The organism is Micromonospora sp. BS32, assembly GCF_059089345.1.
This window is the reverse complement of record NZ_JBSSHR010000002.1, coordinates 256,496-281,718: the sequence shown is the minus strand read 5'-3', so window position 1 is coordinate 281,718 and position 25,223 is coordinate 256,496. Positions and strand designations below refer to the sequence as shown.

General features: G+C 73.5%; 24 protein-coding genes. 17 read left to right on the top strand and 7 right to left on the bottom strand.

What is annotated here, in order from left to right; all coding sequences use genetic code 11:
• Positions 1–11: 11 nt before the first annotated feature.
• Genes AC5RWQ_RS04030 through AC5RWQ_RS04020 form a run of 3 tightly spaced genes read right to left on the bottom strand, consistent with a single transcriptional unit; the run spans position 12 to position 4,803 of the window.
• Positions 12–1,238, bottom strand: a complete 1,227-nt coding sequence (locus tag AC5RWQ_RS04030; protein WP_494281384.1) for a hypothetical protein — start codon at positions 1,236–1,238, stop codon at positions 12–14.
• A gap of 41 nt (positions 1,239–1,279) precedes the next feature.
• Positions 1,280–2,941, bottom strand: a complete 1,662-nt coding sequence (locus tag AC5RWQ_RS04025; protein ID WP_494281619.1) for a GTPase — start codon at positions 2,939–2,941, stop codon at positions 1,280–1,282.
• Positions 2,942–2,958: 17 nt separating this feature from the next.
• Positions 2,959–4,803, bottom strand: coding sequence for an ABC transporter (locus AC5RWQ_RS04020; protein WP_494281383.1), 1,845 nt, complete (start codon positions 4,801–4,803; stop codon positions 2,959–2,961).
• A 209-nt stretch (positions 4,804–5,012) separates the two neighbouring features.
• Here AC5RWQ_RS04020 and dnaK point away from each other — a divergent pair, with 209 nt between their 5' ends.
• The 5 genes from dnaK (at position 5,013) to AC5RWQ_RS03995 (ending at position 9,846) form a co-directional block, all read left to right on the top strand.
• On the top strand, positions 5,013–6,866 hold the full coding sequence (gene dnaK / locus AC5RWQ_RS04015) for a molecular chaperone DnaK (protein WP_494281382.1): 1,854 nt from the start codon (positions 5,013–5,015) through the stop codon (positions 6,864–6,866).
• A gap of 48 nt (positions 6,867–6,914) precedes the next feature.
• Positions 6,915–7,670, top strand: a complete 756-nt coding sequence (gene grpE / locus AC5RWQ_RS04010; RefSeq protein ID WP_494281381.1) for a nucleotide exchange factor GrpE — start codon at positions 6,915–6,917, stop codon at positions 7,668–7,670.
• 82 nt (positions 7,671–7,752) lie between these two features.
• Positions 7,753–8,940: a molecular chaperone DnaJ gene (gene dnaJ / locus AC5RWQ_RS04005; RefSeq protein WP_494281380.1), complete on the top strand. Its 1,188-nt coding sequence runs from the start codon at positions 7,753–7,755 to the stop codon at positions 8,938–8,940.
• A gap of 28 nt (positions 8,941–8,968) precedes the next feature.
• A complete protein-coding gene (locus AC5RWQ_RS04000) occupies positions 8,969–9,406 on the top strand; it encodes a heat shock protein transcriptional repressor HspR (RefSeq protein WP_334486727.1) in 438 nt (145 codons plus the stop codon).
• A gap of 230 nt (positions 9,407–9,636) precedes the next feature.
• Positions 9,637–9,846, top strand: coding sequence for a hypothetical protein (locus AC5RWQ_RS03995; protein WP_494281379.1), 210 nt, complete (start codon positions 9,637–9,639; stop codon positions 9,844–9,846).
• Between the two features lie 166 nt (positions 9,847–10,012).
• On the opposite strand, the gene AC5RWQ_RS03990 is transcribed toward AC5RWQ_RS03995, so the two are convergent.
• The 3 genes from AC5RWQ_RS03990 to AC5RWQ_RS03980 all read right to left on the bottom strand — a co-directional run bounded on the left by AC5RWQ_RS03990 (position 10,013) and on the right by AC5RWQ_RS03980 (position 12,331).
• The gene (locus AC5RWQ_RS03990) at positions 10,013–10,444 is read right to left on the bottom strand and encodes a hypothetical protein (RefSeq protein WP_494281378.1); all 432 of its coding nucleotides are present in this window, start codon (positions 10,442–10,444) and stop codon (positions 10,013–10,015) included.
• A gap of 175 nt (positions 10,445–10,619) precedes the next feature.
• Entirely contained in the window at positions 10,620–11,825 is a 1,206-nt protein-coding gene (locus AC5RWQ_RS03985; protein ID WP_494281377.1) for a cation:proton antiporter, read from the bottom strand.
• A 5-nt stretch (positions 11,826–11,830) separates the two neighbouring features.
• Positions 11,831–12,331 (bottom strand): cation:proton antiporter regulatory subunit, encoded by a 501-nt coding sequence (locus tag AC5RWQ_RS03980; RefSeq protein WP_334486717.1) that lies wholly within the window; start codon positions 12,329–12,331, stop codon positions 11,831–11,833.
• A gap of 32 nt (positions 12,332–12,363) precedes the next feature.
• On the opposite strand from AC5RWQ_RS03980, the gene AC5RWQ_RS03975 reads away from it, so the two are divergent.
• Complete coding sequence (locus tag AC5RWQ_RS03975) at positions 12,364–13,461, top strand: beta propeller repeat protein (RefSeq protein ID WP_494281376.1); 1,098 nt, start codon at positions 12,364–12,366, stop codon at positions 13,459–13,461.
• Between the two features lie 81 nt (positions 13,462–13,542).
• Here AC5RWQ_RS03975 and AC5RWQ_RS03970 read toward each other — a convergent pair whose 3' ends face one another.
• Positions 13,543–14,679, bottom strand: coding sequence for an epoxide hydrolase family protein (locus AC5RWQ_RS03970; protein WP_494281375.1), 1,137 nt, complete (start codon positions 14,677–14,679; stop codon positions 13,543–13,545).
• 82 nt (positions 14,680–14,761) lie between these two features.
• Between AC5RWQ_RS03970 and AC5RWQ_RS03965 the strand changes: the two genes are divergently transcribed.
• The 11 genes from AC5RWQ_RS03965 (at position 14,762) to AC5RWQ_RS03915 (ending at position 25,170) form a co-directional block, all read left to right on the top strand.
• Positions 14,762–15,403, top strand: a complete 642-nt coding sequence (locus tag AC5RWQ_RS03965; protein ID WP_494281374.1) for a TetR/AcrR family transcriptional regulator — start codon at positions 14,762–14,764, stop codon at positions 15,401–15,403.
• Positions 15,404–15,488: 85 nt separating this feature from the next.
• Positions 15,489–18,080 (top strand): ATP-dependent chaperone ClpB, encoded by a 2,592-nt coding sequence (clpB, locus tag AC5RWQ_RS03960; protein WP_494281373.1) that lies wholly within the window; start codon positions 15,489–15,491, stop codon positions 18,078–18,080.
• 111 nt (positions 18,081–18,191) lie between these two features.
• Positions 18,192–18,569 carry a hypothetical protein gene (locus AC5RWQ_RS03955; protein ID WP_494281372.1) on the top strand — a complete coding sequence of 126 codons (378 nt, stop codon included), beginning with the start codon at positions 18,192–18,194 and terminating at the stop codon, positions 18,567–18,569.
• Positions 18,570–18,623: 54 nt separating this feature from the next.
• The gene (locus AC5RWQ_RS03950) at positions 18,624–19,568 is read left to right on the top strand and encodes a hypothetical protein (protein WP_494281371.1); all 945 of its coding nucleotides are present in this window, start codon (positions 18,624–18,626) and stop codon (positions 19,566–19,568) included.
• A gap of 83 nt (positions 19,569–19,651) precedes the next feature.
• Positions 19,652–20,284 (top strand): DUF4178 domain-containing protein, encoded by a 633-nt coding sequence (locus tag AC5RWQ_RS03945; RefSeq protein WP_494281370.1) that lies wholly within the window; start codon positions 19,652–19,654, stop codon positions 20,282–20,284.
• Between the two features lie 2 nt (positions 20,285–20,286).
• A complete protein-coding gene (locus AC5RWQ_RS03940; RefSeq protein WP_494281369.1) occupies positions 20,287–20,799 on the top strand; it encodes a DUF2617 family protein in 513 nt (170 codons plus the stop codon).
• A complete protein-coding gene (locus AC5RWQ_RS03935; protein ID WP_494281368.1) occupies positions 20,796–21,221 on the top strand; it encodes a DUF4247 domain-containing protein in 426 nt (141 codons plus the stop codon). The genes AC5RWQ_RS03940 and AC5RWQ_RS03935 overlap by 4 nt, the downstream gene beginning before the upstream one ends.
• Positions 21,222–21,254: 33 nt before the next feature.
• Positions 21,255–21,677 (top strand): DUF350 domain-containing protein, encoded by a 423-nt coding sequence (locus AC5RWQ_RS03930; protein ID WP_494281367.1) that lies wholly within the window; start codon positions 21,255–21,257, stop codon positions 21,675–21,677.
• Positions 21,677–22,483, top strand: coding sequence for a hypothetical protein (locus AC5RWQ_RS03925; RefSeq protein ID WP_494281366.1), 807 nt, complete (start codon positions 21,677–21,679; stop codon positions 22,481–22,483). The genes AC5RWQ_RS03930 and AC5RWQ_RS03925 overlap by 1 nt, the downstream gene beginning before the upstream one ends.
• Complete coding sequence (locus AC5RWQ_RS03920; protein WP_494281365.1) at positions 22,480–24,048, top strand: polyamine aminopropyltransferase; 1,569 nt, start codon at positions 22,480–22,482, stop codon at positions 24,046–24,048. The genes AC5RWQ_RS03925 and AC5RWQ_RS03920 overlap by 4 nt, the downstream gene beginning before the upstream one ends.
• 81 nt (positions 24,049–24,129) lie before the next feature.
• Positions 24,130–25,170, top strand: a complete 1,041-nt coding sequence (locus AC5RWQ_RS03915; RefSeq protein WP_494281364.1) for a hypothetical protein — start codon at positions 24,130–24,132, stop codon at positions 25,168–25,170.
• The last annotated feature ends 53 nt before the right edge of the window (positions 25,171–25,223 follow it).

Below are 25,223 nucleotides of genomic sequence, written 5' to 3'. Positions count from 1 at the left end.
GCGCCGACGGATCAGGGGGTGTCGTCGCCCAGGCGCTGCCGGTTCGCCTCGATCCAGGCGTCCAGTGCCGCCGGGTCGTCCGGGTCCACCCCGTCCGCCATCAGCTGGGCGACCGCCGCGGTGGCCGGGCTGCGCCGTTCACCGGTGCTGTAGAGCCGGGCGAACTCCGGCACCAGCTCCTCGATCGCCTCGTCGGTCTGCCGGCCGGCCCGCTCCGGCAGCCCCCGCCGCCGGGCCGCGTACGCCGCCCAGGCGCGCAGCACCCGGGGCAGCATCGCGGCGTCGTCCATGTCCAGCACGGCGCGCCGGTGCACCCAGTCCAGCAGGAACAGGCCGGCCACCGCCGGGCTCCACCGCATCGGGTCGGCGTCCGGGAAGCTCGCCGCGTGGTCGAAGAGCAGGCTGAGGCAGAAGTGCAGCGAGGCCAGCTCGGCGTCGTCATCCAGCTGGGCCAGCCCGAAGCGGGCGGCCTCCGGCGAGGCGAGGAAGGCGCGGACCAGTTCGGTGCGCTCGTCGCCGCCGAGCGGCTCGGCGTCCCAGCTCGTGGTGTCGGCGGGCGCGCCGGGCAGCAGCGCCAGCCGGGCACCCACCAGCGCCCGGTCGGTGGCGAGCGAGCCCTCGGCGGGCAACTCGCCCAGATCGTCGGTGACCGCCAGGTGCCGGCTCACCTCGCCGTGCATCCGGGCCGGGTCCTCCTCGCGGAACCAGGTCAGGTCGTCCGCGGCGCACATCTGCCGGACCTGTTCCAGGATCCGCTCGGCGGGACCGCCGACGAAGACGTCCTTGGTGATGCCGATGTTGTGGTCGACCAGCGCGACCAGGGCGTGCTCGGGGCCGCCGGTGGCGTCGTCGTAGGCGAAGGTGGCCAGGTAGGAGGTCTGGTCGCCGTACACGTCGCCGTAGGACCAGACGCCCGTGAGGTGGACCCGACCGAGCTGGCCGGACCAGGCGGGCGCCTGGGTGCCCGGGCGGACCTTCGCCGCGCCCTCGGCGTCCGGCACCAGCGCGGCGAAGACTGAGCGGATGGTGGTGGCGGCGGCCGTGCGGCGGCGCGACGTGGCGGCCAGGAACCCGGAGACGAACTCGCGCACCGCGGTTTCCCGGTCCGTCTCCGCGATCGCGTAGACGCTGCCGAGCAGCGCGGTGCCGAGCATCTCCGCGTCGAGCGCGGTGTCCAGCCTGGTCACGTCGCGTGCGGCCTGGAGCACCGCGTCGTAGGGGGTCTGTGGCGTGGCCATGGACCGACCCTACGCCGCCACCGGGCTTCCGGCGCCAGCCCTCAGCGGCCGGCGTCCCGCAGCGCGTCCCGGGCCTGGCCGTACCGCTCCAGGACCGCGCGGACCGGGGTGACCACGTACGCCCCGCCGACCTCGGCCACCGCGGTGGTCAGGCGTCTCTCGGCCCGCTGCCGGGCCCGCCGGGCAGCCCACCGGATCACCGGTCGGGTGGCCGCCGCCACCAGCAGCCCGGCGAGCAGCCCGCCGAGGAGCAGCAGGGTGGGCAGCGGCACCTCGCCGACCAGCGGGTATTCCAGCTCGGGCAGGCCGAGGGCGCGCAGCGCGTAGCCGAGCGCCAGCCAACCGAGGCCGGCCAGGGCGGCGAGGGTGACCAGCCACTGGAGGGCACCGACGATCCGCCACCAGATCGGCCGCCGATCCATCCCCAGGTCGGTGCCGGCGACCGCGCGGTCCAGCGCGTCCGGCAGGTCGGCGAGGCGGGAGCGGGCGGCGGCGGTGACCGCGGCGGGCCAGGGTGCGGGAAGCTCCGCACCGGTCCGGTCGGCGACCGCGCGGATCGCCAGCCCGAGGGCGGACCGCTGGGCGGCCGTCGGGTCGGGCACCGAGGTGGCCGCGACCAGGCTCTCCTCCGGCCGGTCCGGATCGGTGGCCGGCCCGGGCAGGTGCAGCCGGCGCAGTGGGTCGGGCCGCAGCTTGCGCAAACCGCGCACCAGCGGCCAGCCGGTGGTGCCGCCGGCGCGGTGCCGGTACGCCCCCTCGACCGCTTCCGCGACCGACGGGACCCCGGCCGCGCCGGCCAGGGCCCGGTCCAGCTCCCGGACCGTCGCGTCGTCCGGGGCGCCCTTCGGCACCTCGGCGGTGACCAGCTCGGCCAGCCCGTCGACCACGATGTCCACGTCGCCGGCGAGCCGGCGCAGCGCGGCCTGCCGCTCGGTGACCGTACGCTCCAGCGCCTGGCGCAGCCCCTCCAGGCCGGCGGGGTCGACGGCGGTGGTGGCCAGCAGCGGCACGCCGTCCAGCCCGTCGGCGTCGAGCAGCCGGCGCAGGTCGGCCAGGACCCGGGGCAGCTCGGCCGGGACCAGCCGGTCGGCCTGGTTGAGCACGACCAGGGTGACGTCCTTGTGCCGCTGGAACTCACGCAGGTAGCTGGTGTGGATCACCCGGTCGGCGTACTTTTGCGGGTCGACCACCCAGACCACCTGGTCGACCAGGCCGAGCAGCCGGTCCACCTCCAGCCGGTGGGACCGCTGCACCGAGTCGAAGTCGGGCAGGTCGAGCAGGATCAGCCCGTGCAGGCCGGACTCGTCGTCGGCGTCCAGCGCGCTCTCCCGGACGAACCGGTGCCGGGGCAGCACACCGACCCAGTCGAGCAGCCGGTTGGCCCCGTCGAGCTGCCCCCACACGCAGGCGTGCGCCACGCCCGTGGTGGGGCGGCGCACTCCGACCGGGGAGAGTTCCAGCCGGGCCAGGGCGTTGAAGAGGCTGGACTTGCCGCTGCCGGTGCTGCCGGCGAGCGCGACCACGGTGTGGTCCCGGGACAGGGCCAGCCGGGTGCCGGCCCGCTCGACCAGGGTGTGCGCGGCGACCAGCCGGGAGTCGGGCAGCTGGCCGTCCACCGCGCCGAGGAAGCGGCGGACGGCGTCGAGGCGGGCCACCAGGGCGTCCGCGTCCACCCGCTGGTCGCCCCGGAACGCCTCGCGCATCCGGCCGACGATGTTGGTCACCGGGCGCCGCCCTCGGTGGTGGGGGCGGGCAGCGCCGACCCGTGGTGGTCGGCCAGGCCGCTGCGGTGCCGGGCCACCTCGACCCGGCCGGCGGCCCGGCGCAGCTCGGCGCCGGCGTCCGCGCCGGGCCGGGCGTCGGCCGTACGGGTCAGGTAGCGGGCGGCCTCCTCGTCCAGCAGCGCGCGGACCCGTTCCAGCAGGTCGTCCCGGGCCTTGTTGGCGAGGTTACGGACGGCCTGGTCGCCGAAGATCGCCTGGAGCACGGCCTGCGCGGCGACCGTGGTGCCGGCTCCGGTGGCCACCTCGAGGCCGGTCGGGATGAACGCGGTCGAGGCGAACACCGCGATCATCACGGCGAGCCCGGTGGCGTTGACCGCGTACGCGGCGGTGCGGGCCACGAACCGTCGGTCGCCGCCCTCCTCCTTGACCAGTTCCAGCACCCCGCGCTGCCAGTCGCGGACCATCCGCTCGGCGCGGTCGGGCAGGTCGTCGGTGGGGTGGGCGAGCGCCGGGTCGAGCAGCGCCGCGCCGGCCGGGTGCGCCCGCCACCCGGTGTACGCGTTCTCGGCCGCCTCGGAGGCCACCCCGCGCAGCAGGGTGACCAGCTGGGACTCGATGGCGTTGCGCAGCTCGACGGCGGGGGCGGGCCGGCCCGAGACCGCGGCGACCAGCCGGTCGCGCATTCGGCCGATGCGCGCCTCCAACGTACGGAAGAACTCGCCGGTGCCGACGAACTCCTGCCAGCGGGCGAGCACCTCGCCGCGGAGCAGCCGACCGTCCCTGAGCCCCTCCTCGACCGACCGCCGCGCCCCCCGGTAAGCGGCCTGGACCCGGTCGTCCAGGGCGTCGGCGGCGGCGACCTGCTCGTCGGCGGCGTCGGCCAGCGCCTCGACCGTCGGGTGCAGCGAGGCGAGCGCGCCGTCCAGGGTCTGCCGGACCACGGCGGCGCGGGCCTCGGCGTCGGCGGCGAGCCGGGCGAACCAGGCGCTCAGCGCCGCGGTGACCTTGCCCGGCAGGAGGCCCTGCCCGTCGACCCAGGTCTCCGGCAGCACGAAGAGCGGCGCGGCGGCGAGATCCTGGGCGGCGAGCATCTCGGAGAGGTGGGCGGAGATCTCGTCGGCGGCCTCCGGCGGCACCCGGTCGAGCACCATGGCGATCGCCGCGCCCCGGGCCCGGGCGCTGCGCAGCAGCTCCCAGGGGACGGCGTCGGCGTAGCGGGCGGCGGTGGTGACGAAGAGCCAGAGGTCGGCGGCGGCCAGCAGTTGGCCGGCGAGGGCGCGGTTGGCGTCAACCACCGAGTCGATGTCGGGCGCGTCGAGGAAGGCCAGACCGGCGGGGAGTGCGGGCGCGGTGACCAGGTGCAGGGTGCGGGGATCATCGCTCGGCTCGTTGGTCCGGGTCAGGCCGGGCAGCAGTTCGCCGCGGCGGAACCAGCCGGAGTCGGCCGGGTTGCAGACCAGCACCGGTGAGCGGGTGGTCGGCCGGAGCACCCCGGCGGCGCTGACCCGGGCCTGGACCAGGCTGTTGACCAGGGTCGACTTGCCGGCGCCGGTGGAGCCGCCGACGACGACCAGCAGGGGCGCGTCGAGTCGGGCGAGCCGGGGCAGCAGGTAGTCGTCGAGCTGGTCGCCGAGGGCGGCGGCGGTACGTCGGGCGGGCTCGGCCGAGGGCAGGGTCAGTGGGAACCGGGCGGCACCGATCGCGGCCCGGAGCCCGGTCAGCGCGGCCGGCAGGCCGTCCCCGGCGGTGCCGGGCGGAGCCTCCCCAGCCTCCGACGACCCGGAGCGGGCGGCGACGGTGGGCGCGCCGGACCGGGTGGCGGGATCGCCGTGCGTCGTCACCGCTAAAGCGTGCCCGACCGATGCAAGGGAAGACAACCGGACGGTAATAACGGTCGGGTTGCGCCGGGTGGACTCAACCTCGACTTGCGGTTTGGCGACGGCGTGGCACTATTGAGTCAAGTTCACTCAACTTGTGGTGCGGTCGCTGCGGGCGACCCGCCGGGCAGGCCCTCCGACCTGCTTAAACGTTATGAAGCGAGGAAGCGAAGATGGCACGTGCGGTCGGTATCGACCTCGGCACGACGAACTCCTGCGTCAGCGTTCTCGAGGGCGGTGAGCCCACCGTCATCGCCAACGCTGAAGGCTCGCGGACGACCCCGTCGATCGTCGCGTTCGCCCGCAACGGGGAGGTGCTCGTCGGTGAGGTCGCCAAGCGCCAGGCGGTGACCAACCCGGACCGGACGATCCGCTCGGTCAAGCGGGAGATCGGCACCAACTGGTCCGTCGACATCGACGGCAAGAAGTACACCCCGCAGGAGATCTCGGCGCGCACGCTGATGAAGCTCAAGCGGGATGCCGAGGCCTACCTGGGTGAGCAGATCACCGACGCGGTGATCACCGTCCCCGCCTACTTCAACGACGGCCAGCGCCAGGCCACCAAGGAGGCCGGTGAGATCGCCGGCTTCAACGTGCTGCGGATCGTCAACGAGCCGACCGCGGCCGCCCTGGCGTACGGGCTGGACAAGGGCTCCAAGGAGCAGACCGTCCTGGTCTTCGACCTGGGTGGCGGCACCTTCGACGTCTCCCTGCTGGAGCTCGCCGAGGGCGTCATCGAGGTCAAGTCGACCAGCGGTGACAACCACCTCGGTGGTGACGACTGGGACCAGCGCATCATCGACCACCTGGTGAAGACCTTCCGCGGCGAGCACGGCATCGACCTGGGCCAGGACAAGATGGCCCTGCAGCGGCTCCGCGAGGCGGCCGAGAAGGCCAAGATCGAGCTGTCCGCCGCCACCACCACCAACATCAACCTGCCGTACATCACCGCCGGTGCCGCCGGCCCGCTGCACCTCGACGTGACGCTCAGCCGCGCCGAGTTCCAGCGGATGACGCAGGATCTGCTGGACCGCTGCAAGGGCCCGTTCGAGCAGGCCGTCAAGGACGCCGGGATCAAGGTCTCTGACGTCGACCACGTCATCCTGGTCGGTGGTTCGACCCGGATGCCGGCCGTGACCGACCTGGTCAAGCAGCTCACCGGCCGCGACCCGAACAAGGGCGTCAACCCGGACGAGGTCGTCGCCGTCGGTGCCGCCCTCCAGGCCGGCGTGCTCAAGGGCGAGGTCAAGGACGTCCTGCTGCTCGACGTGACCCCGCTGAGCCTGGGCATCGAGACCAAGGGCGGCATCTTCACCAAGCTCATCGAGCGCAACACCACCATCCCGACCAAGCGCTCCGAGGTCTTCACCACGGCGGACGACAACCAGCCGTCGGTGCTGATCCAGGTCTTCCAGGGTGAGCGGGAGATCGCGGCCTACAACAAGAAGCTCGGCACCTTCGAGCTGACCGGCCTCCCGCCGGCGCCGCGCGGCGTGCCGCAGATCGAGGTCACGTTCGACATCGACGCCAACGGCATCGTGAACGTGCACGCCAAGGACCTCGGCACCGGCAAGGAGCAGAAGATGACGATCACCGGCGGCTCCTCGCTGCCGAAGGACGACATCGAGCGGATGCGCCGGGACGCCGAGGAGCACGCCGACGACGACAAGCGTCGCCGCGAGGAGGCGGAGACCCGCAACGTCGCCGAGGCGCTGCAGTGGCAGACCGAGAAGTTCCTCGCCGAGAGCGGCGACAAGCTGCCCAGCGAGAACCGGGAGCAGCTCAACGAGGCCCTCGGTGAGCTGCGCGGCGCGCTCGGCGGCCAGGACATCGAGAAGATCAAGGCGGCCCACGAGCGGCTGGCGCAGGTCTCCCAGCAGGCCGGTTCGCTGCTCTACTCGCAGCAGGCCGAGCAGGGCGAGCAGCCCGGCGCGGCCGGCCCGGGCGCGGGTGCCCCGGGTGGCCCGCAGGCCGGTGCCGCCGACGACGTGGTCGACGCGGAGATCGTGGACGAGGACAAGAAGTGACGGTCCGTCCCGGACCCCGACCCACGGCACAGAAATCGAGGTAGTCGCATGACGGAGAAGCCACGAGCCGCCGACCCGGCCGCCACCGGGTCGGCGCCGGGTGGCTCCGCGCCCGCCGAGCAGGCCGCCGGCGACGGGCCGCGGGTCGTCATCCGCAACAACCGCAAGATCGGCAAGACCGAGGAGGAGCCCGCCGCCGCCGACGCCGGGGCGGACGTCCCGGCCGAGGGTCTGGTCGAGGAGGGCGAGGTCGTGGTCGACGAGATCGAGATCGAGGCCACCTCGATCGACGGTCCGACCCCGGCCGGCCCTCCGGTGGTGGACGCCCCCGCGCAGCCGGTCGACGGTGGCGCGGCTGGCTCCCCGCTCGGCGCCGAGCTGGAAGCCCTCCGGGCCGAGCTGGACGAGCGGACCCGGGACCTGCAGCGGGTGTCGGCGGAGTACGCCAACTACCGCAAGCGGGTGGACCGGGACCGGGGCGTGGTCCAGGAGCAGGCGACCGGCTCTGTGCTCGCCGCGCTGCTGCCGATCCTGGACGACCTGGACCGGGCCCGGGAGCACGGCGACCTGGTCGGCCCGTTCGGCACGGTGGCCGAGCAGCTCACCACGGCGCTGGGCAAGTTCGGCCTGACCCCCTTCGGGGAGCAGGGCGACCCGTTCGACCCCACCCGGCACGAGGCGGTCGCGCACCAGACCTCGCCGGACGTCGACGAGCCGACCTGCGTACAGGTGATGCGCCGGGGCTACCAGCTCGGCGAGCGGCTGCTGCGGCCCGCGCTGGTCGCGGTCGCCGACCCGGAATAGTGCACGACCATCCGGTCGCCCCGCCCGCCGTCGCACGGCGGACGGGGCGACCGGGCCACATCACTCGGAAGGGGGTGGACCGGTGAGTTCCAAGGACTGGATCGAGAAGGACTACTACGCCACGCTCGGCGTGCAGAAGTCCGCCTCCGCAGACGAGATCAAGAAGGCGTACCGGAAGCTGGCCCGGGAGTCGCACCCGGACCACAACCCGGGTGACCCGAAGGCCGAGGAGCGGTTCAAGGCGGTCTCCGAGGCGTACGCGGTGCTCGGCGACGACGCCAAGCGCCGCGAGTACGACGAGATGCGGTCGCTGTTCGGCTCGGGCGCGTTCCGGCGCAACGCCCGCGGTGGTGGCGCCCAGCCGGGCGGGGTGCCGTTCGACGTCTCCGACCTGTTCGGCGCCGGTGGCGGCGGTACGGACACCCGGTTCGGTGGCGGCGGCTTCACCGACCTGTTCAGCTCGATCTTCTCCGGCGGCGGCCCCGGTGGGCCGGCGCGGGCCCGTGGCCCGGCCCGGGGTCGCGACGTGGAGACCGAGGTCGCGCTGGACTTCCAGGACGCCGTACGCGGGGTGACCCTGCCGCTGACCCTGCGCGCGCCCGGGGTCTGCGACACCTGCCACGGCAACGGCGCGAAGCCCGGCACCCAGCCGAAGACCTGCCCGGTCTGCCAGGGCGCCGGGGTGACCACCCGCAACCAGGGGTCGTTCAGCTTCTCCGAGCCGTGCCGCAACTGCCAGGGCGTCGGCACGGTGGTCGAGGAGAAGTGCCCGGAGTGCCACGGCACCGGCGGCGTGACCAAGACCCGCACGCTGAACGTCCGCTTCCCCGCCGGGGTGGCCGACGGGCAGCGGATCCGGCTGGCCGGGCGCGGTGAGCCGGGCGAGCGCGGTGGTCCGGCGGGCGACCTGTTCGTCCAGGTGAAGGTGCGCCCGGATGACCTGTTCGGGCGTACCGGGGACGATCTGACCCTGACCGTGCCGATCACCTTCGCGGAGGCTGTCCTCGGCACCGACCTGCGGGTACCCACGCTCGACGGCGCGGTGACCCTGCGGGTCCCGCCGGGCACGCCGTCCGGGCGGGTGCTGCGGGCCCGGGGCAAGGGTGTGGTCCGGCGCGACGGTCAGGCCGGTGACCTGCTGGTCACGCTGGACGTGGTGGTGCCGGCGACGGTGTCGGACGAGGCCCGCGCGGCGCTGGAGACGTTCGCCGGGTCGACGCCGCCGGCCGGACGCGAACATCTCGACGCGCGGGTGCGTCGGGTCGGCTGACCGGTCAAGTGGTGCGGAGGTGAGTGGGATGTCGGACGGGTTCGTCGGTTCGGGTGACCCTGCCTACGAGGCCAAGGTGCTGATGATCTCGGTCGCGGCACGGATGGCGGGAATGCACCCGCAGACGCTGCGCCAGTACGACCGGCTGGGCCTGGTGCAGCCCGGCCGCGCGGCCGGGGGCGGGCGTCGCTACAGCGTGCGGGACGTGGTCCTGCTGCGCGAGGTCCAGCGGCTCAGTCAGGACGACGGGATCAACCTTGCCGGGGTCAAGCGGATCATCGGGCTGGAGCGGCTGCTGGAGCAGGCGCAGCAGCGGGTGGCGCGGCTGGAGGCGGAGCTGGACGCCGCGTACCGGCGGATCGCTGAGCTGGAGTCGCTGGGTGGTTTCCCGCGCGGCGACCTGGTGCCGACCAACCGCACCTCCACCGCGCTGGTGGTCTGGCGCCCCCGGCGTACCGACCGCTGATCCACCCGCCCCCTCCGCGTCGGCGTGGCCCGGACGGCGGGTGGAACACCACGGCTGTCTCGGCGGCCCGGTGACGTACCTCGTGTTCCACCGACCGTCGTTTTTTCCTTCACCGGGCCCGGCCTGGCCTGCGGTTCCCGGATTTATCCGGCGCGGGCCGGGCCGGTTCCGTTAGCCTGGCAATCAGGTCCAACCAGCTCAATCCGGACTCCGAACTGGCAGGGGGAGCCATGGCGGAATCGGCGAAGAAGGTGGCCCAGCAGGCGGAGGACCGGCTCGAGAAGGTGGCCGAGAACGTCCGGGAGGGATTCGGCCGGCTCGGCGACGGCAGGCTCGCCGACATGATCAAGAATGGCCGGTTCGCCGACCAGGTCGACCACGGGATCGACCAGGGACGCACCGAGGCCAGACGCCGGAACCAGGGTGGATCGCAACGCTGACGGTCCACCGACGTGCGGGCCGGGACCCACGGGGGGTCCCGGCCCGTTCGCCGTCCAGACGTGCGGGCCGGGACGCGGTGACGCCGGTCAGGGGGTCCCGGCCCGTTCGCCGTCCCCGACGTGCGGGCCGGGACGCGGTGACGCCGGTCAGGGGCCGTGCTCGCAGTCAGGCGAGCCGGCGGTTCTCCCGGACCAGGCCGCCCTCGCACCAGTCCCGGTAGACGAAGAGGTCCTGCCGGGCCAGCAGCATCCGGCTGTTGTGCGCCCAAATGCCCATCAGCTCGTCGCCGTCCCGCTCGGCCTGCTCGACCAGCTTGCGGAAGCGCCGCTTCGGGTGCGCGCGGAAGTTCGTCCGGATGCCGTCCGCGGCGTAGATGTAGAGGCAGTGCAGCGCGAACCGGCGGGCCGGGCAGGCCGGATCCATGGCCAGGTCGAAGAGGGTGAGCACCAGGTGATCCCCGGCGACCAGCAGGTCCCAGTCCGGCGGCATGGAGGTCAGCGGGACCGAATCCGGCTGGTATGCCCAGGCCCGCAACTCCGCCGGCGACGGATCGACGGGGTTGGCGAAGCCGTGGAACGTCGACTCCTGCACGTTCACCGGCAACCTTCCGCTCGTGTACCCGCGGGGGCACCCCGCCCACCTGCGGAGACTGGCCTGCTGGGGCGCCACGGTAGCGCGCCCTCGCCAGCTGGCGGAAGCCCCTGATGGGAGCAATTCGGCGACGGCCGGACCGGCGCCGGGTCGGCCGTACGGCCGACCCGGCCGCCCGCGCTCAGTCGATTGTGGGCAGCGGCTCGGTACGGCGGGCCGGGCCGCGCCGGCGCAGCCACGCCTTGAACCAGCCCATGTCGGGCAGTCGGGCCAACATCGGACCGGTCACCACGGTGATCAGCACGTACGCCGTGGCGAGCGCCGCCAGCCGGGGCTCGACGGTGCCGGCGGCCACCGCCAGCCCGGCGATGACGATGGAGAACTCGCCGCGCGGCATGAGCGCGAAGCCGGCCCGCCAGCGGCCGGGTTCGGCGATCCCGGCGCGGCGCGCCGCCAGGTAGCCGGTGAGCAGCTTCGTCCCCATGGTGACCACGGCCAGGGCCAGCGCCGGCAGCAGCACCGGCGGCATGTCCCGGGGATCGGTGACCAGCCCGAAGAAGACGAAGAAGACCGCGGCGAAGAGGTCCCGCAGCGGGGAGAGCAGCTCGGTGGCGTGGTGCGCCACCGGCCCGGAGAGGGCGATGCCGACCAGGAACGCGCCGACCGCGGCGGAGACCTGGAGCTTGGCCGCCACGCCGGCGACCAACAGGGTCAGGCCGAGCACGCCGAGCAGCAGCGCCTCCGGGTCCTTCGCCGACAGGGCCGCGGAGATCAGGTGGCCGTACCGGATGGCGACCACCAGCACGACGACGACGGTGAGCACCGCCACGCCGAGCGCGATCCCGCCCTTGACCAGTCCCACGCCGGCCAGCAGCGCGGTGACCAGCGGCAGGTAGAGCGCCATCGCCAGGTCCTCGATGACCAGCACGGAGAGGATCACCGGGGTCTCCCGGTTACCGACCCGGCCCAGGTCGCCGAGGACCTTGGCGATCACCCCGGAGGACGAGATCCAGGTGATCCCGCCGAGCACCACGGCGGCCACCCAGCCCCAGCCCAGCAGCAGTGCGAACGCGAAGCCCGGCAGCGCGTTGAGCGCCGCGTCGATCAGGCCGGCGGGCGCCGCCGAGCGGAGGTTGCCGACGAGCTCGTTGGCGCTGTACTCCAGGCCGAGCATGACCAGCAGCAGGATGACGCCGATCTCGGCGCCGACCGCGAAGAACTCCTCGCTGGCGTTCAGCGGCAACAGGCCGCCGTGCCCGAAGCCGAGGCCGGCGAGGAGGTAGAGGGGGATCGGGGAGACCCCGAACCGCCGGCTGAGCCGGCCGAGCAGACCGAGGAGCAGCAGCAGCGCGCCGACCTCGACGAGCAGTGTGGTGGTTTCGTGCATCCGCCTCAGCCGTCCGGGTCACTGTCGGCGAGGATGGCGGTCACTCCGTCGAGGCCCTTGCGGGTACCGACCACGACCACCACGTCACCGGCCGCGAAGCGGAAGGTGGGATCGGGCGAGACGATCACCTCGCCCTGGCGCAGCACCGCCACGATGGAGGCGCTGGTGCGGGTACGTGCCCTGGTGTCGCCGAGCCGCCTGTTGACGTACTTCGACCCCGCCGGGATGGCGATCTGCTCGGTGAGCAGCCCGGCCGCCTGCTCGCGCAGGCCGGAGAGCTGGCCGAGCATCAGCGACGCGCCGAGGATGTCGGCGAGCGCCTCCGCCTCGTCGTCGGTGAGCGGGATGTCCGCCTGGCAGGCGTCGGGATCGTCCGGGTCGTACAGGACGAGGTCGCGACGGCCGTTGCGGTGGGAGACCACACCGAGTCGGCGGCCGGATTCCGTCACCAGGTCGTGACGCACACCGATCCCGGGTAGGGCAGTCTGTTCGACACGTACTCGCACCCGGGCAAGGCTACCCGGTGGAGGGGGAGGTCATGATCGATCGCGCGCGGCGGTCGCTGGCCGTCCTGCTGCTCGTACCCGTGCTCGCCGCCTGCTCGGCGATCGGCGACATCCGGCGGGAGCCGCCGGCCCGGACCTCCGCGCCGCCCCGGCCGGTGGCGACCGCGCCGGCGCCGCTGCCCTCCGGCGGCTTCGACGAGGTACGCGCCGTCCGGGTCGCCGTCGCCCAGCGGTACGACGACCCGTACGTCGAGTTCGCCGACGCCGCCCACGGCTGGGCGCTCTTCGCCAGCTGCGACGGGCGCCCGCCGGACCGGAACTGCCCGGCGCTGCTCTTCTCCACCCTGGACGGTGGCCGCTCCTGGGTGAAGGTGCGTCATCCCCGCCCGGTGGCCGACAACCAGCAGCTCTACACCGCGCCGGGGCTGGTCACGCTCCTGACCGAGCCGCACGGCTGGTACGCGTCGACCGACGGCGGCGCGAGCTTCGTCCGCACGGACGGGGAGCCGCCGGCGTGGCGGGCCGCGCAGGGGCGGTTCCAGATCATCGAGGGCGCGGAGCGGGTGGGTGAGTGGGACGGCCGGACGCTGCGCCCGCTCTCCGTCCAGCCGCCGGTGCCGGCGCTGAACAGCGTCGCCTCCGCCGACGATCTGCTGGTGGCGGCGGGGGTGACGGGCGACGGGCCGTCCGCCGCGGTCTCCACGGACCGGGGTCGGAGCTGGCAGCGGACCCCGGTGCCGGCGGCCGACGGGGAGCTGTCGATCGTCCGGGCGCAGGTCGCCCCGGACAGCCAGGTCTGGCTGGTGGGTGAGCGGCCGGACCGGCTGGACTTCCCGGCGCTCTGGCGCTGGCAGGGGCGCTGGGAGGCGGTGCCGGCGCAGTCCTACCCCTCCCGGATCCTGTCGGTGGCCCCGGTCGGCGCCGGCCGGGTCGCGGTGACCGGCCCGTACGGGGCGGGTGTGGTGATCGACGGCCGGTACACCCCGGTCGCCTGGCCGGTCGGCCCCGACCACTACCTGACCACCCTCGACGACGGCACCGTCTTCGCCCGCGGCTCGTCGGACGTGGTGCTGGGCACCGGCGTCGGCACGGACCGCCGGTGGATCCGGGTGACCGTCGAGGGCGACTGACGGGCGACCGTCGGGTCCACCCGGCGAGCGGACGATGCGCCCGGCCGGGGATCCCCGACCGGGCGCCCGCCTGCCGCCGGCTCAGCGGAGCGCGGCGAAGAACTCCCGGATGTCGGCGACCAGCACGTCGGTCGCCTCGTGGGCGGCGTAGTGCCCGCCCACGTCGCCGCGCCCCTCGACCTCGGTCTGGTACGCCGTCCAGCGCACAATGTTCCCGTGGTCCCGCTCGGCGAAGCGGCGGATCGACTGGAAGTCGCCGGGGAACATCGCCAGCCCGGTCGGGCTCGTCGTCGGCCCGGTCGGGTGCTCGGTGGTGTGCGCGTCCTCCCAGTAGAACCGCATCGACGAGGCCGCCGTGCCGGTGAGCCAGTAGATCGACACGTTGGCGAGCACGAAGTCGGGGTCCAGGCTCCGGTCGAAGAGCTGGCCGTTCCAGGCGAGCAGGCCGACCGGCGAATCGGCCAGCGCGAACGCCAGGGTCTGCGGCTGCTGGCTCTGCACCTGGTTGAAGGAGAACTTGTTCTCGAAGAACCACTGGAGGTGCGCGAGCGCCGCCTGGTCGGCCTCGGAGAGCTCCTGGAACTCGCTCGGGTCCCCGGACGGGAACGAGAAGAGCTGGGTGACGTGGACGCCGAGCACGTGTTCGGCGTCGATGCGGCCGATCTCCGGCGAGATCATCGAGCCGGCGTCGTTGCCGACCGCGCCGTAGCGGTCGTAACCGAGCCGGGCCATCAGCTCCGCCCAGGCCCGCGCGGTGCGGTACCGGTTCCAGCCGGCGCTGCGGGTCGGCCCGGAGAAGCCGAAGCCGGGCAGCGACGGAATGACCAGGTGGAATGCGGGCGCCGTGGGGTCGGTGGGCTCGGTGAGCGGGGCGATCACGTCCAGGTACTCCAGCACCGATCCGGGCCAGCCATGGGTGAGCACGAGCGGGGTGGCGTCGGTGCGGGACGACCGGACGTGCAGGAAGTGGATGTCCTCGCCGTCGAGCTCGGTGACGAACTGCGGGTGGGCGTTCAGCCGCGCCTCCACGGCCCGCCAGTCGAACTTCTCCAGCCAGTACGTCGTCAGCTCGCGGATCCGGTCGGTGGTCGTGCCGTACGCGTCGCCGACGCCCGGGAGCTCTCCGGGCCAGACGGCCCGGCGGAGCCGGTCGGCGAGGTCGTCGAGGGCGGTCTGCGGGATGTCGACGCGGAACGGGCGGATGGCGGTGTCGGACATGCGCTGCTCCTCAGAACGGAATGTTTCGTTCCGCTCCACGATAGCAGAGCGGAACGATCCGTTCCACTGATACTCTGGGGTCATGCCGAACCCGACCGACACCCCGCCGCTCGCCGGGAGGCGTGCCCAGGCGGCGCGCAACGACGCGGTGATCCTGGAGGTCGCCCGCGCGGTCTTCCTCGCCGACCCGAAGGCTCCGATCGCCGCGGTCGCCGAGCATGCCGGCGTGGGCATCAGCGCCCTCTACCGGCGCTACGCCGGCAAGGAGGACCTGCTGCGCAAGCTCTGCCACGACGGCCTGCGGCGGTTCATCGAGGCGGCCGAGGAGGCGGCCGGCGACCCGGACGACTGGTACGCCTTCGCCGGCTTCCTGGAGCGCGTCGTCGATGCCGACGTGCACTCGCTGACCGTGCACCTGGCCGGCACCTTCACCCCGACGCCCGAGATGGGTCGGGACGCGGCGCGGGCCAACGAGCTCACCGCGGCGCTGGTGGAGCGGGCGCGGGATGCCGGGCGGCTCCGACCCGACCTGGTGGTGCAGGACGTCGGACTGCTGCTGGAGGGGTGTGCGGCGATCCGCGTACCCGATCCCGAGCGGACCCGGCAGTTGCGCCGGCGGCATCTCGCGGTGCTGCTGGCCGGCCTCGCCGTCACCGATCCCCCGCTGCCGGGGCCGCCGCCCGCCGCCGGGGAGTTCGACTGGCGGTGGCGGCGACCCGAGTGACCCGGGTCACATACCTGGAGTTGAGCGGAATACGCTCAACTCTGGTTTCGTCCTTCCTAGTGGACACGCCGATCCGGGGGAGCCCATGAACACGGAACGTCTCACCACCAAGAGCCGCGAGACCATCACCGGGGCCGTCGCGCTGGCGAACCAGCGCGGTCACGCCACCGTGGAGCCCTGGCACCTGTTGCTGGCGCTGCTGGACACCGACGGCTCCACCGCCGCCGGCCTGCTGCGCGCCGTCGGCGCGGACCCCGCCGAGCTGCGCCGGGTCGCCCAGCGCGCGGTGGACGCGCTGCCCGCCGCCCGCGGCTCCAGCATCGCCGAGCCGACCCTGGCCCGGGAGTTCGTCAACGCCATCGGCGCCGCCGAGCAGATCGCCCGGCCGCTCGGCGACGAGTACACCTCCACCGAGCACCTGCTCGCCGGCCTGGCCCGGGTGGGTGGCGCGGTCGCCGGCGCGTTGAAGAACGCCGGGGCCACCGAGGAGAACCTGGTCGCCGCCTTCCCGACCGTCCGGGGCGGGGACCGGCGGGTCACCACCGCCGACCCGGAGCAGACCTACCAGGCCCTGACCAAGTACGGCGTCGACCTCACCGCCAGCGCCCGGGACGGCAAGATCGACCCGGTGATCGGCCGGGACTCCGAGATCCGCCGGGTGATCCAGGTGCTCTCCCGCCGGACCAAGAACAACCCGGTGCTGATCGGTGAACCGGGCGTCGGCAAGACCGCGATCGTCGAGGGGCTGGCCCAGCGGATCGTCGCCGGTGACGTGCCCGAGTCGCTGCGGAACAAGAAGCTGGTCTCGCTCGACCTCGGTGCGATGGTCGCCGGCGCGCAGTACCGCGGCCAGTTCGAGGAGCGGCTCAAGTCCGTCCTGGAGGAGATCAAGAACTCCGACGGGCAGGTCATCACCTTCCTCGACGAGCTGCACACCGTCGTCGGCGCCGGCAAGGGCGAGGGCTCGATGGACGCCGGCAACATGCTCAAGCCGATGCTCGCCCGCGGTGAGCTGCGGATGGTCGGCGCGACCACGCTGGACGAGTACCGCGAGCACATCGAGAAGGACCCGGCCCTGGAGCGCCGCTTCCAGCCGGTGCTGGTCGGCGAGCCGACCATCGAGGACACCATCGGCATCCTGCGCGGCCTCAAGGAGCGCTACGAGGTGCACCACGGCGTCCGGATCACCGACGCCGCGCTGGTCGCCGCCGCCGGCCTCTCCGACCGCTACATCACCGACCGGTTCCTGCCGGACAAGGCGATCGACCTGGTCGATGAGTCCGCGTCCCGGCTCCGGATGGAGATCGACTCCCGTCCGGTCGAGGTGGACGAGATCGAGCGGGCGGTCCGCCGGCTCGAGATCGAGGAGATGGCGCTGGCCAAGGAGCCGGACGCCGCCTCCGCCGAGCGGCTGGAGCGGCTGCGCAAGGAGCTGGCCGACAAGCGCGAGCAGCTCACCGCCCTCTCCGAGCGCTGGCAGACCGAGAAGAGCCACATCACCAAGCTCTCCACCGCCAAGGAGGAGCTGGAGCGGCTCGGCGGCGAGGCCGAGCGGGCCGAGCGCGACGGCGAGCTGGAACGCGCCGCCGAGCTGCGCTACGGCCGGATCCCCGCGCTCAAGGCCGACCTGGCGACCGCCGAGGAGGAGCTGGCCCGGCTCCAGGCCGATGGCGCGATGCTCAAGGAGGAGGTCGGCGCGGACGACATCGCCGCCGTGGTCGCCTCCTGGACCGGCATCCCCGCCGGCCGGCTGCTGGAGGGCGAGACCGCCAAGCTGCTCCGGATGGAGGAGTCGCTGGCCTCCCGGGTGGTCGGCCAGGCCGAGGCGGTCGGCGCGGTCTCCGACGCGGTCCGCCGGGCCCGGGCCGGTGTCGCCGACCCGGACCGCCCGACCGGCAGCTTCCTCTTCCTCGGCCCGACCGGCGTCGGCAAGACCGAGCTGGCAAAGGCGCTCGCCGAGTTCCTCTTCGACGACGAGCGGGCCATGGTCCGCATCGACATGAGCGAGTACGGCGAGAAGCACTCCGTCGCCCGTCTGGTCGGCGCCCCGCCCGGGTACGTCGGCTACGAGGAGGGTGGCCAGCTCACCGAGGCGGTGCGCCGCCGGCCGTACTCGGTGATCCTGCTCGACGAGGTGGCGAAGGCCCACCCGGACGTCTTCGACGTGCTGCTCCAGGTGCTCGACGACGGCCGGCTCACCGACGGCCAGGGCCGTACGGTGGACTTCCGCAACGCCATCCTGATCCTCACCTCCAACCTGGGATCGTCGGTGATCGGCGACCTGACGCTGGGCGAGGAGCAGCGCCGGGAGGGCGTGCTCGCGGTGGTCCGGTCCCACTTCAAGCCGGAGTTCCTCAACCGCCTCGACGACATCGTGGTCTTCGCCGCACTGCGCGGTGACGACCTGCGCGAGATCGTCGACATCCAGCTCAACCGGATGCGGAGGCGGCTGGCGGACCGCCGGCTCGGCCTGGACATCACCGATTCCGCCCGGGGGTGGCTCGCCGAGCACGGGTACGACCCGATCTACGGTGCCCGTCCGCTGCGCCGGCTGGTCCAGTCCGCCATCGGCGACCAGCTCGCCAAGGCCCTGCTGGCCGGGCAGATCCGCGACGGCGACACGGTCCGGGTCGACCTGGCCGACACCAAGGACGCCCTGGCCGTCACCGCCGCCTGACCCCACTCCCCCCGGATGATCATGAAGCTGTTGTCCCGACACGCCGGTACGGCAGGCAACAACTTCATGATCACCGGGGTCGGGGGCGGGGCGAGCGGGCAGTAGGAGGACATGTTGGGAATCGGGAAGCGGGACCGGGAGCTGGACGCGGCGATCCGGGAACTCGCGAAGGCGGACACCCTGGCCTTCGGCGGCGTGGGGATCGCCTCGCAGATCCTTCCGGCCACGGAGGCGTACCGGCACGTGGAGGCGGCGCTCCGCGAGCACCCGGAGAGGGCCCGGAAGAAGGTGGACTGGCTGCTCACGCACGCCTCGCCGGCCGGTCGGGCGTACGCGGCGGCGCTGCTCGAGGAGGTCGATCCGGGGGCGGCCCGGGAGGCCTGGACGGCGATGCGCGACGACGAGGGTGGGTTCACCACCTTTTCCGGCTGCGTGATGGGCACGACCACGCTGCGCGAGTACGCCACCGACCGGCTCGCCGGGAGCTGAATCCGGCCGGAAACGGGACAGCGGAGAGCGCCGGCGCTGCCGTAGCTCTCCCGCATGACCGCACCTGCCGCCCCGCCGGTACGCCCGCCCCGGCCCCGCCTGGTCACCGTCGCGTTCTGGTTGCAGCTCACCATCGCGGCGCTCCTGCTGGTGCTGGCCGGTCTGGTGGTCTGGCAGGCCGTGCACTGGAACGGCGAGATCGACCGGGCGCTGCGGCTGGTGCCGGACGCCGACCCGGAGGAGGTCTCCGGCGAGCGGTTCGGCAACGTCATGATGGCCTGCGTGATCGGCGTGCCCGCCGTGCTGCTGGCGGTCGCGCTCGCGGTCACCGCCCTCGGGATCCGCCGGGGCAGCAACGCCGCCCGGATCACGGTGTTCGTGATCGCCGGTGTGCAGGTGCTGATCATGCTCGGCCAGGGCTGCTCGGGCGTCCTGTTCCTGCCTTTCCTCTTCTTCCTCGACGAGGGCCCGGGCGAGTACGCCCCGGACGAGTACGACCCCGGCTTCCCGGAGGACTCGAAGTTCCTCGACGCCCTCTACGGCAGCGGCCCGGACCGGTCCGAGGACGTCCTCTTCGCCGTCGGCGGGCTGAGCCTGCTGCTGGTCTTCTGCCTCACCCTCGCCGTGGTGGTGCTGCTGGTGCAGCCGACCGTGCACCGCTGGTTCGTGCCCCGGTCCGCGACCGACGCCCGACCGCCGGTCGGCTACCACCCGATGCCGGCGGCCTTCGTGCTGCCGCCCGGCTACATGGTCTGCCCGGATCCGCGGCTGCACGGGGTCCCGCAGCCGGGCCAGTACCCGCCGGCGCCGTACCCGCCGGCGCCGTACCCGCCGTACCCGTCGCCCTTCGCCCCGACGCCGCCGGTGGAGGCCACCGCGCCGGCGCCCGAATCGACGCCCTCGACACCGGGGGACGCCGGGCAGGGGCAGCAGGACGCCGGGGGCGCCATCCCGCCGCCCGCCGACCCGACCGCTCCCGGCGGACCGCACGGTAGCTGACCGAACACACAGCAACCGGCCGATGTCCCCCGGTGCGCGCGGTTGTTACCGTTCCCGCCAACGCACGTGGGAAGGCGGTCGCAGTGGACGGTTCGGTGGCGTACCTGGTGACGGCGGTGGGGTGTCTCGTCGGGGTCGTCGGAGTGGTGATCGCGGTGATCGCGATCCAACGTGGACGGAAGCGGACGGCGACGACGGCCCGGCCCGGTGACCCGTTCCGGGACAGCGACGCCGATGCCCTGCGCGGCGACCCACGCAAGCTCAAGCCCGGCGACATCGTCGAGATCCGCCAGGTGTCGTACGCGGTCCGGGGATCGGTGCACCTCGTCGAGGGGGCGTGGAGCTGGGCGGAGCACCTGCTCGACGACGCCGGCGGGGTGAAGCGCTGGCTGTCGGTCGAGGAGGACCCGGACCTGGAGCTGGTGCTCTGGGCCGCCGAGCCGGGCACCCCGCTCACCCCGGGCGCCCCGACCCTCGACTTCGCCGGGCGCAGCTACTCCTGGGAGGAGTCCGGGCAGGCCCGCTACTCGGCCACCGGCACCACCGGCCTCGACCCGAGCGGCACCGTCCGCTACCACGACTACCGCGCCTCCGACGGCTCCCGGCTCGCCTTCGAGGCGTACGGGGAGGCCGGCTGGGAGGTGGCCCGGGGCGAGCGGCTGCACCGCACCGAGGTGATGGTCTACCCGCAGGCCGGCCCCGGGACGGTGGACTGAGCGTGCTCGTCTCGCTTGACACCCCGTACGTCGACACCAGCGCCGCCGACCTGAGCCTGGACCTCGGCGGCCCGGAACGCCCGGCCCTGCACGTCCGCGACCTCGACCTGCCCGGCGGGGTCCGGCTCCGGCTGCGCCTGCTCGGCGCCTCCCACCAGGTCGTGCTGACCGTCGACGGCAGCGCCGCTCCGCTCACCGAGACGGTCGCCTGCCTGCCCGGCGGGCCGCCGCACCTGCCGGGCACGCTGCACGACGAGGCCGGCGGCTACCGGTTCACGGCCACCGTGCTCCGGCCACCCGCCGGTGAACTGCGTACCCGGGTCGCCGCGCTCCGCGCCGACCTGGCCGACGACCCGTACGCGCTGGTCGGCGTCTTCCCCGGCGACCCGGACGCGGTCACCGCGCTGGCCGTCCGCCCGGACCCGCCCGACGGCTCGGTGGCCTGGCGCACCTGGCACGCGTATCCCCAGACGAACGAGTTGGTCCTGACCGAGACGGTGGTGGCACTGCGATGACGTACCGGCGATGGTTCGTGCTGGGGGTGGGCTGCGCCGTCGTCGGCGCCCTGGTCGCCGCCTTCGCGATCTTCTACGGCAACTTCTCGGCACGCGGCTACGTGCAGGACCGGTACACCCGGGCGGCGAGTCGGGACATCGGCCGGGACGCCATCGCGTACACCTCGCCCCGGTCCCCCAGCCAGGTGGCGAAGGAGGTGACCGACGCCTGGAAGCCGGCCGACCAGTACGTCGACGGCAGCGGCGTCTACCTGCGCTACGACGACGACTCGCTGGTGATCCTGCCGATCGCCACCGGCTCGGTGATCCTGCTGGAACGGATGCGCACCGCCTACCCGCGCTACCACTCCACCGTCGGCAACTACTGGGGCTGGGGGCGGGGCAGCACCGTACGCGGTGGCGGCCCCGGCGCCGGCAAGTAGCCCACCCACCGACCCCTCATTCCTGGAGCTGAAGTGCAGAACCTCGTCACCGACCTGCTGGTCACCCTCGCCTACGGGGTGGTCGGCGTCGTCCTGATGGGCATCGGTTACCTGCTGGTCGACCTGGCCACCCCGGGCCGGCTCAACCACCAGATCTGGCACGAGCGCAACCGCAACGCCGCGCTGCTGCTTGCCTCCAACCTGGCCGGGGTCGGAGTGATCGTGGTCGCCGCCATCGCGGCCAGCGAGGACGACTTCGTCCTCGGCCTGGTCGGCTCCGCCGCGTACGGCATCCTCGGACTGGTGATCATGGCGGTGGCCTTCGTGCTGCTGGACATCGCCACCCCCGGCAAGCTGGGTGCGCTGCTGGTCGACCCGGAGCCGCACCCGGCGGTCTGGGTCTCCGCCGTCGTCCACCTCGCCACCGGCGCGATCATCGCGGCCGCGATCAGCTGATGGCAACCGGCGACGGGCCGGCGGACCGCTCGGCCTTGACCGGGGCCAAGAGCCCGGTGAGCAGCGGGAAGACCCCCGCCCGGAAACAGGCGCTGGGTGCGCTCGGCATCCTTGCGGTGATCGGGCTCTGCGCCCTCGGCTCGATCGGCGGCAGCAGCTCCGACACCCGCATCCCCGCCCCGGCGGTCGACGAGCGTGCCGGTGCCGTGTCCCTGCTCCAGCGCGCCGCCGAGAGTCAGGGCATCTGCTACGGCTGGCAGCTCAACGGCGGTGCCACCCCGATCAGCGTCGGCTCCAACCGGGGCGACGGAGCGACCGCCCACAGCTGCCCGCGCTGGGTGGAGGTGGTCGCCGACGTCACGTACACCTCGGAGAGCAGCGAGGCCGCGGACTACGCTTATGTCCGGGTGGTCGGCTCCGACGACCTCACCGTCGCCGACCGCTCCGCCCTGCGCGCCGGCCTGGACCGGTTCGGGCTGACCGAGGACGTCTTCATCGACGACCCCGGCTGGGCGGCCACCCGGGCCGCGACCGTGCTCCCGCTGCTGGCCGTGGAGGTCGGGCTGGCCTCGCCGGCGCCGACCCCCACCCCGGACGCCGCCGACCCGTCCCCGCTGCCCGCCGCCGGCAGCGACCTGTGGCGGGACCGCTGGGGCTACCTGCTCACCGCCGTCGGCCTGCTGCTGCTCTGTGCGCTGCTGCTCGCGGTGGGCGTGGTGCAGCGCCGCCGGCAGCGCCGGGGAGTCGTTCCCGCGCAGCGCGCCGGGGCGGAGCCGGCGACGCGGCGTACCCGGGAGGGAGCGTGACCACCGACGCGCCCGCGCGCCCGCACTGGCGTGCGGCCCGCGCGGCGGTGCTGCTCGCGGTCTTCGTCTGCGCCGCCTGCGGCCTGGTCTACGAGCTGGCCCTGGTCGCGCTCGGCAGCTACCTGATCGGCGACGCGGTCGGCCAGGCCTCGATCGTGCTCGGCGTGATGGTCTTCGCGATGGGTGTCGGCGCGTTGGTCGCCAAGCCGTTGCAGTCCCGGGCCGCCGCCGCGTTCGCCGCGATCGAGCTGACCCTCGCCCTGCTCGGCGGGCTCTCCGTGCTCGGCCTCTACGCCGCCTTCGCCTGGCTGGACCTCTACGGCCCGGCGCTGGTCGGCACCGCCTTCGTGCTCGGTCTGCTGATCGGCGCGGAGATCCCGCTGCTGATGGTGATGCTGCAACGCATCCGCGCGCAGTCCGCCGGCAGCGCGGTGGCCGACCTCTTCGCCGCCGACTACGTCGGGGCGCTGCTCGGCGGGCTGGCCTTCCCGTTCCTGCTGATCCCGGTCTTCGGCCAGCTCAAGGGCGCCCTGGTGGTGGGCGCGGTGAACGCGGTCGCCGGGCTGGTGCTGGTCGGCACGGTCTTCCGCCGGGAGCTGAGCCGCCGGGCGCGGGTCGCGCTCACCGCCGGCTCCGTCGTGGTCGCCCTCTGCCTGGGGTACGCCTGGATCACCGCCGCCGACTTCGAGCTGACCGCCCGGCAGCAGCTCTACCGGGACCCGGTGGTGCACGCCGAGCGCAGCCGCTACCAGGAGATCGTGCTGACCCGGTCGGTTCGCGAGACCGGTCACGCCGACACCGACCTACGGCTCTTCCTCAACGGCGACCTCCAGTTCAGCTCGGTCGACGAGTACCGCTACCACGAGGCGCTGGTGCACCCGGCGATGCGCGGGCCGCGCGGCGAGGTGCTGGTGCTCGGCGCCGGCGACGGGCTCGCGGTGCGGGAGATCCTGAAATACCCGGACGTGCGCCGGGTGACCGTGGTCGACCTCGATCCGGCGGTGGTGGCGCTCGCCCGCACCGAGTCGCAGCTGCGCGAGCTCAACCGGCGCTCGCTCGACGACCCGCGGGTGCGGGTGCTCAACCTGGACGCGTTCGGCTGGCTGCGGACGGCCACCGAACGGTTCGACGTGGTGGTGGCCGACCTGCCCGACCCGGACGAGACGGCGACCGCCAAGCTCTACACGGTCGAGTTCTATGCGCTGATCCGGGCCCGGCTGGGCGAGGGCGGCCGGCTCGTGGTGCAGTCCGGGTCGCCGTACTTCGCGCCCCGGTCGTACTGGTCGATCGAGGCGTCGGTCCGGGCGGCCGGATTCGCCACCGTGCCGTACCACGTGGACGTGCCGAGCTTCGGCGACTGGGGGTTCGTGCTGGCCGCACCGGGCGCCACCCCGCCGACGCTGGAGTTGCCCGCCGACGTGCCGCCGCTGCGCTTTCTGGACCCGTCGGTGCTCCGCGCGGCGGCGGCCTTCCCCGCCGACCGGCGTCGACTGGACGTGCCCGCCTCCACGTTGTTGCAGCCCAGGGTGCTGGAGTACGCCCGTACGGAGTGGCGCGGCTACTAGCGTCGACGGGGCGTCCGGCGCGTGTCGAGCCGGGTTGGGGCGGAGTCGATACGGTGAGAGCCGATCAAGGGAAGGAGAATCATGGTCGATTCCCACAGCACCCCGGCCCGGACCCGTCCGTCCGTCGTGACCATTTCCAGCTATCTGCTGATCCTCTTCGCCGTCATCCAGGTGATCGCCCTGATCGTGGCGCTCTCCACGATTGGCGCGGTGCGGGACGCGATGACCGACGCCTTCCGGGACAGCGGCGTCGAGGGTGCGGAGACCGTGCCCGACATCGCTGTCGCGGCCACGGTCGGTGGCGCCATCTTCGCCCTGCTGCTCGCCGTCGGTCTGGTCGTGCTGGCCATGCTGAACAACCGGGGCAGGAACGGCTCCCGGATCACCACCTGGGTGCTCGGCGGCATCCTGATCTGCTGCAGCGGCGGCGGACTGGTCAGCAACGCCACCGGTGGCTTCACCGGCGGGGCTTCGGGCGGGAACGGGCCGAGCCCGGAGGAGATCCAACGCCGGCTCGACGATGCGCTGCCGTCCTGGTACGGCCCGGTCAACATCCTGCTCGGCGTGCTCGGTCTGCTCGCCCTCATCACCGCGCTGATCCTGCTGGCGCTGCCGAAGTCGAACGAGTTCTTCCGCAAGCCGCAGCCGGCCTGGGAGCCGCCGGTCCCCGGCGCCGCCTACCCCGGCTACCCGGCCACCCCGGGCCACCCTGGGCAGGGCTACCCCCAGCAGGGGTACCCGCAGGCCGGTTACCCGCAGCAGGGCTACCCCCAGCAGGGTTACCCGCAGGCGGGCCATCCCCAGGCGGGTCACCCGCAGCCGGGCTACCCGGAGGGCGGCTACCCGGCCCCGCCCGGTCACCCGCACGCCGGCCAGCCCGGCCAGCAGTCGGACTGGCAGTCCCCGCCCGCCGCGGACACGTCACCGTCGGCCCCGTCGCCCGGTACGCCGGACGCCGGCACGCCGGACACCCCGCCCTCCACGGGCGGCCCGGACCTCCCGTCGTCCGGCGGCTCCGACAGTTCGTCGTCCGGCGGCTCCGACAGTTCGTCGTCCGGCGGCTCCGACAGTTCGTCGTCCGGCGGCTCGGACAGCTCGTCGTCCGGCGGCAGATCGGACTGATCCGCCCAGCGGGCGCGTAGCAGCGACGCCGACGATTCCCTCCGAGTAGGTTG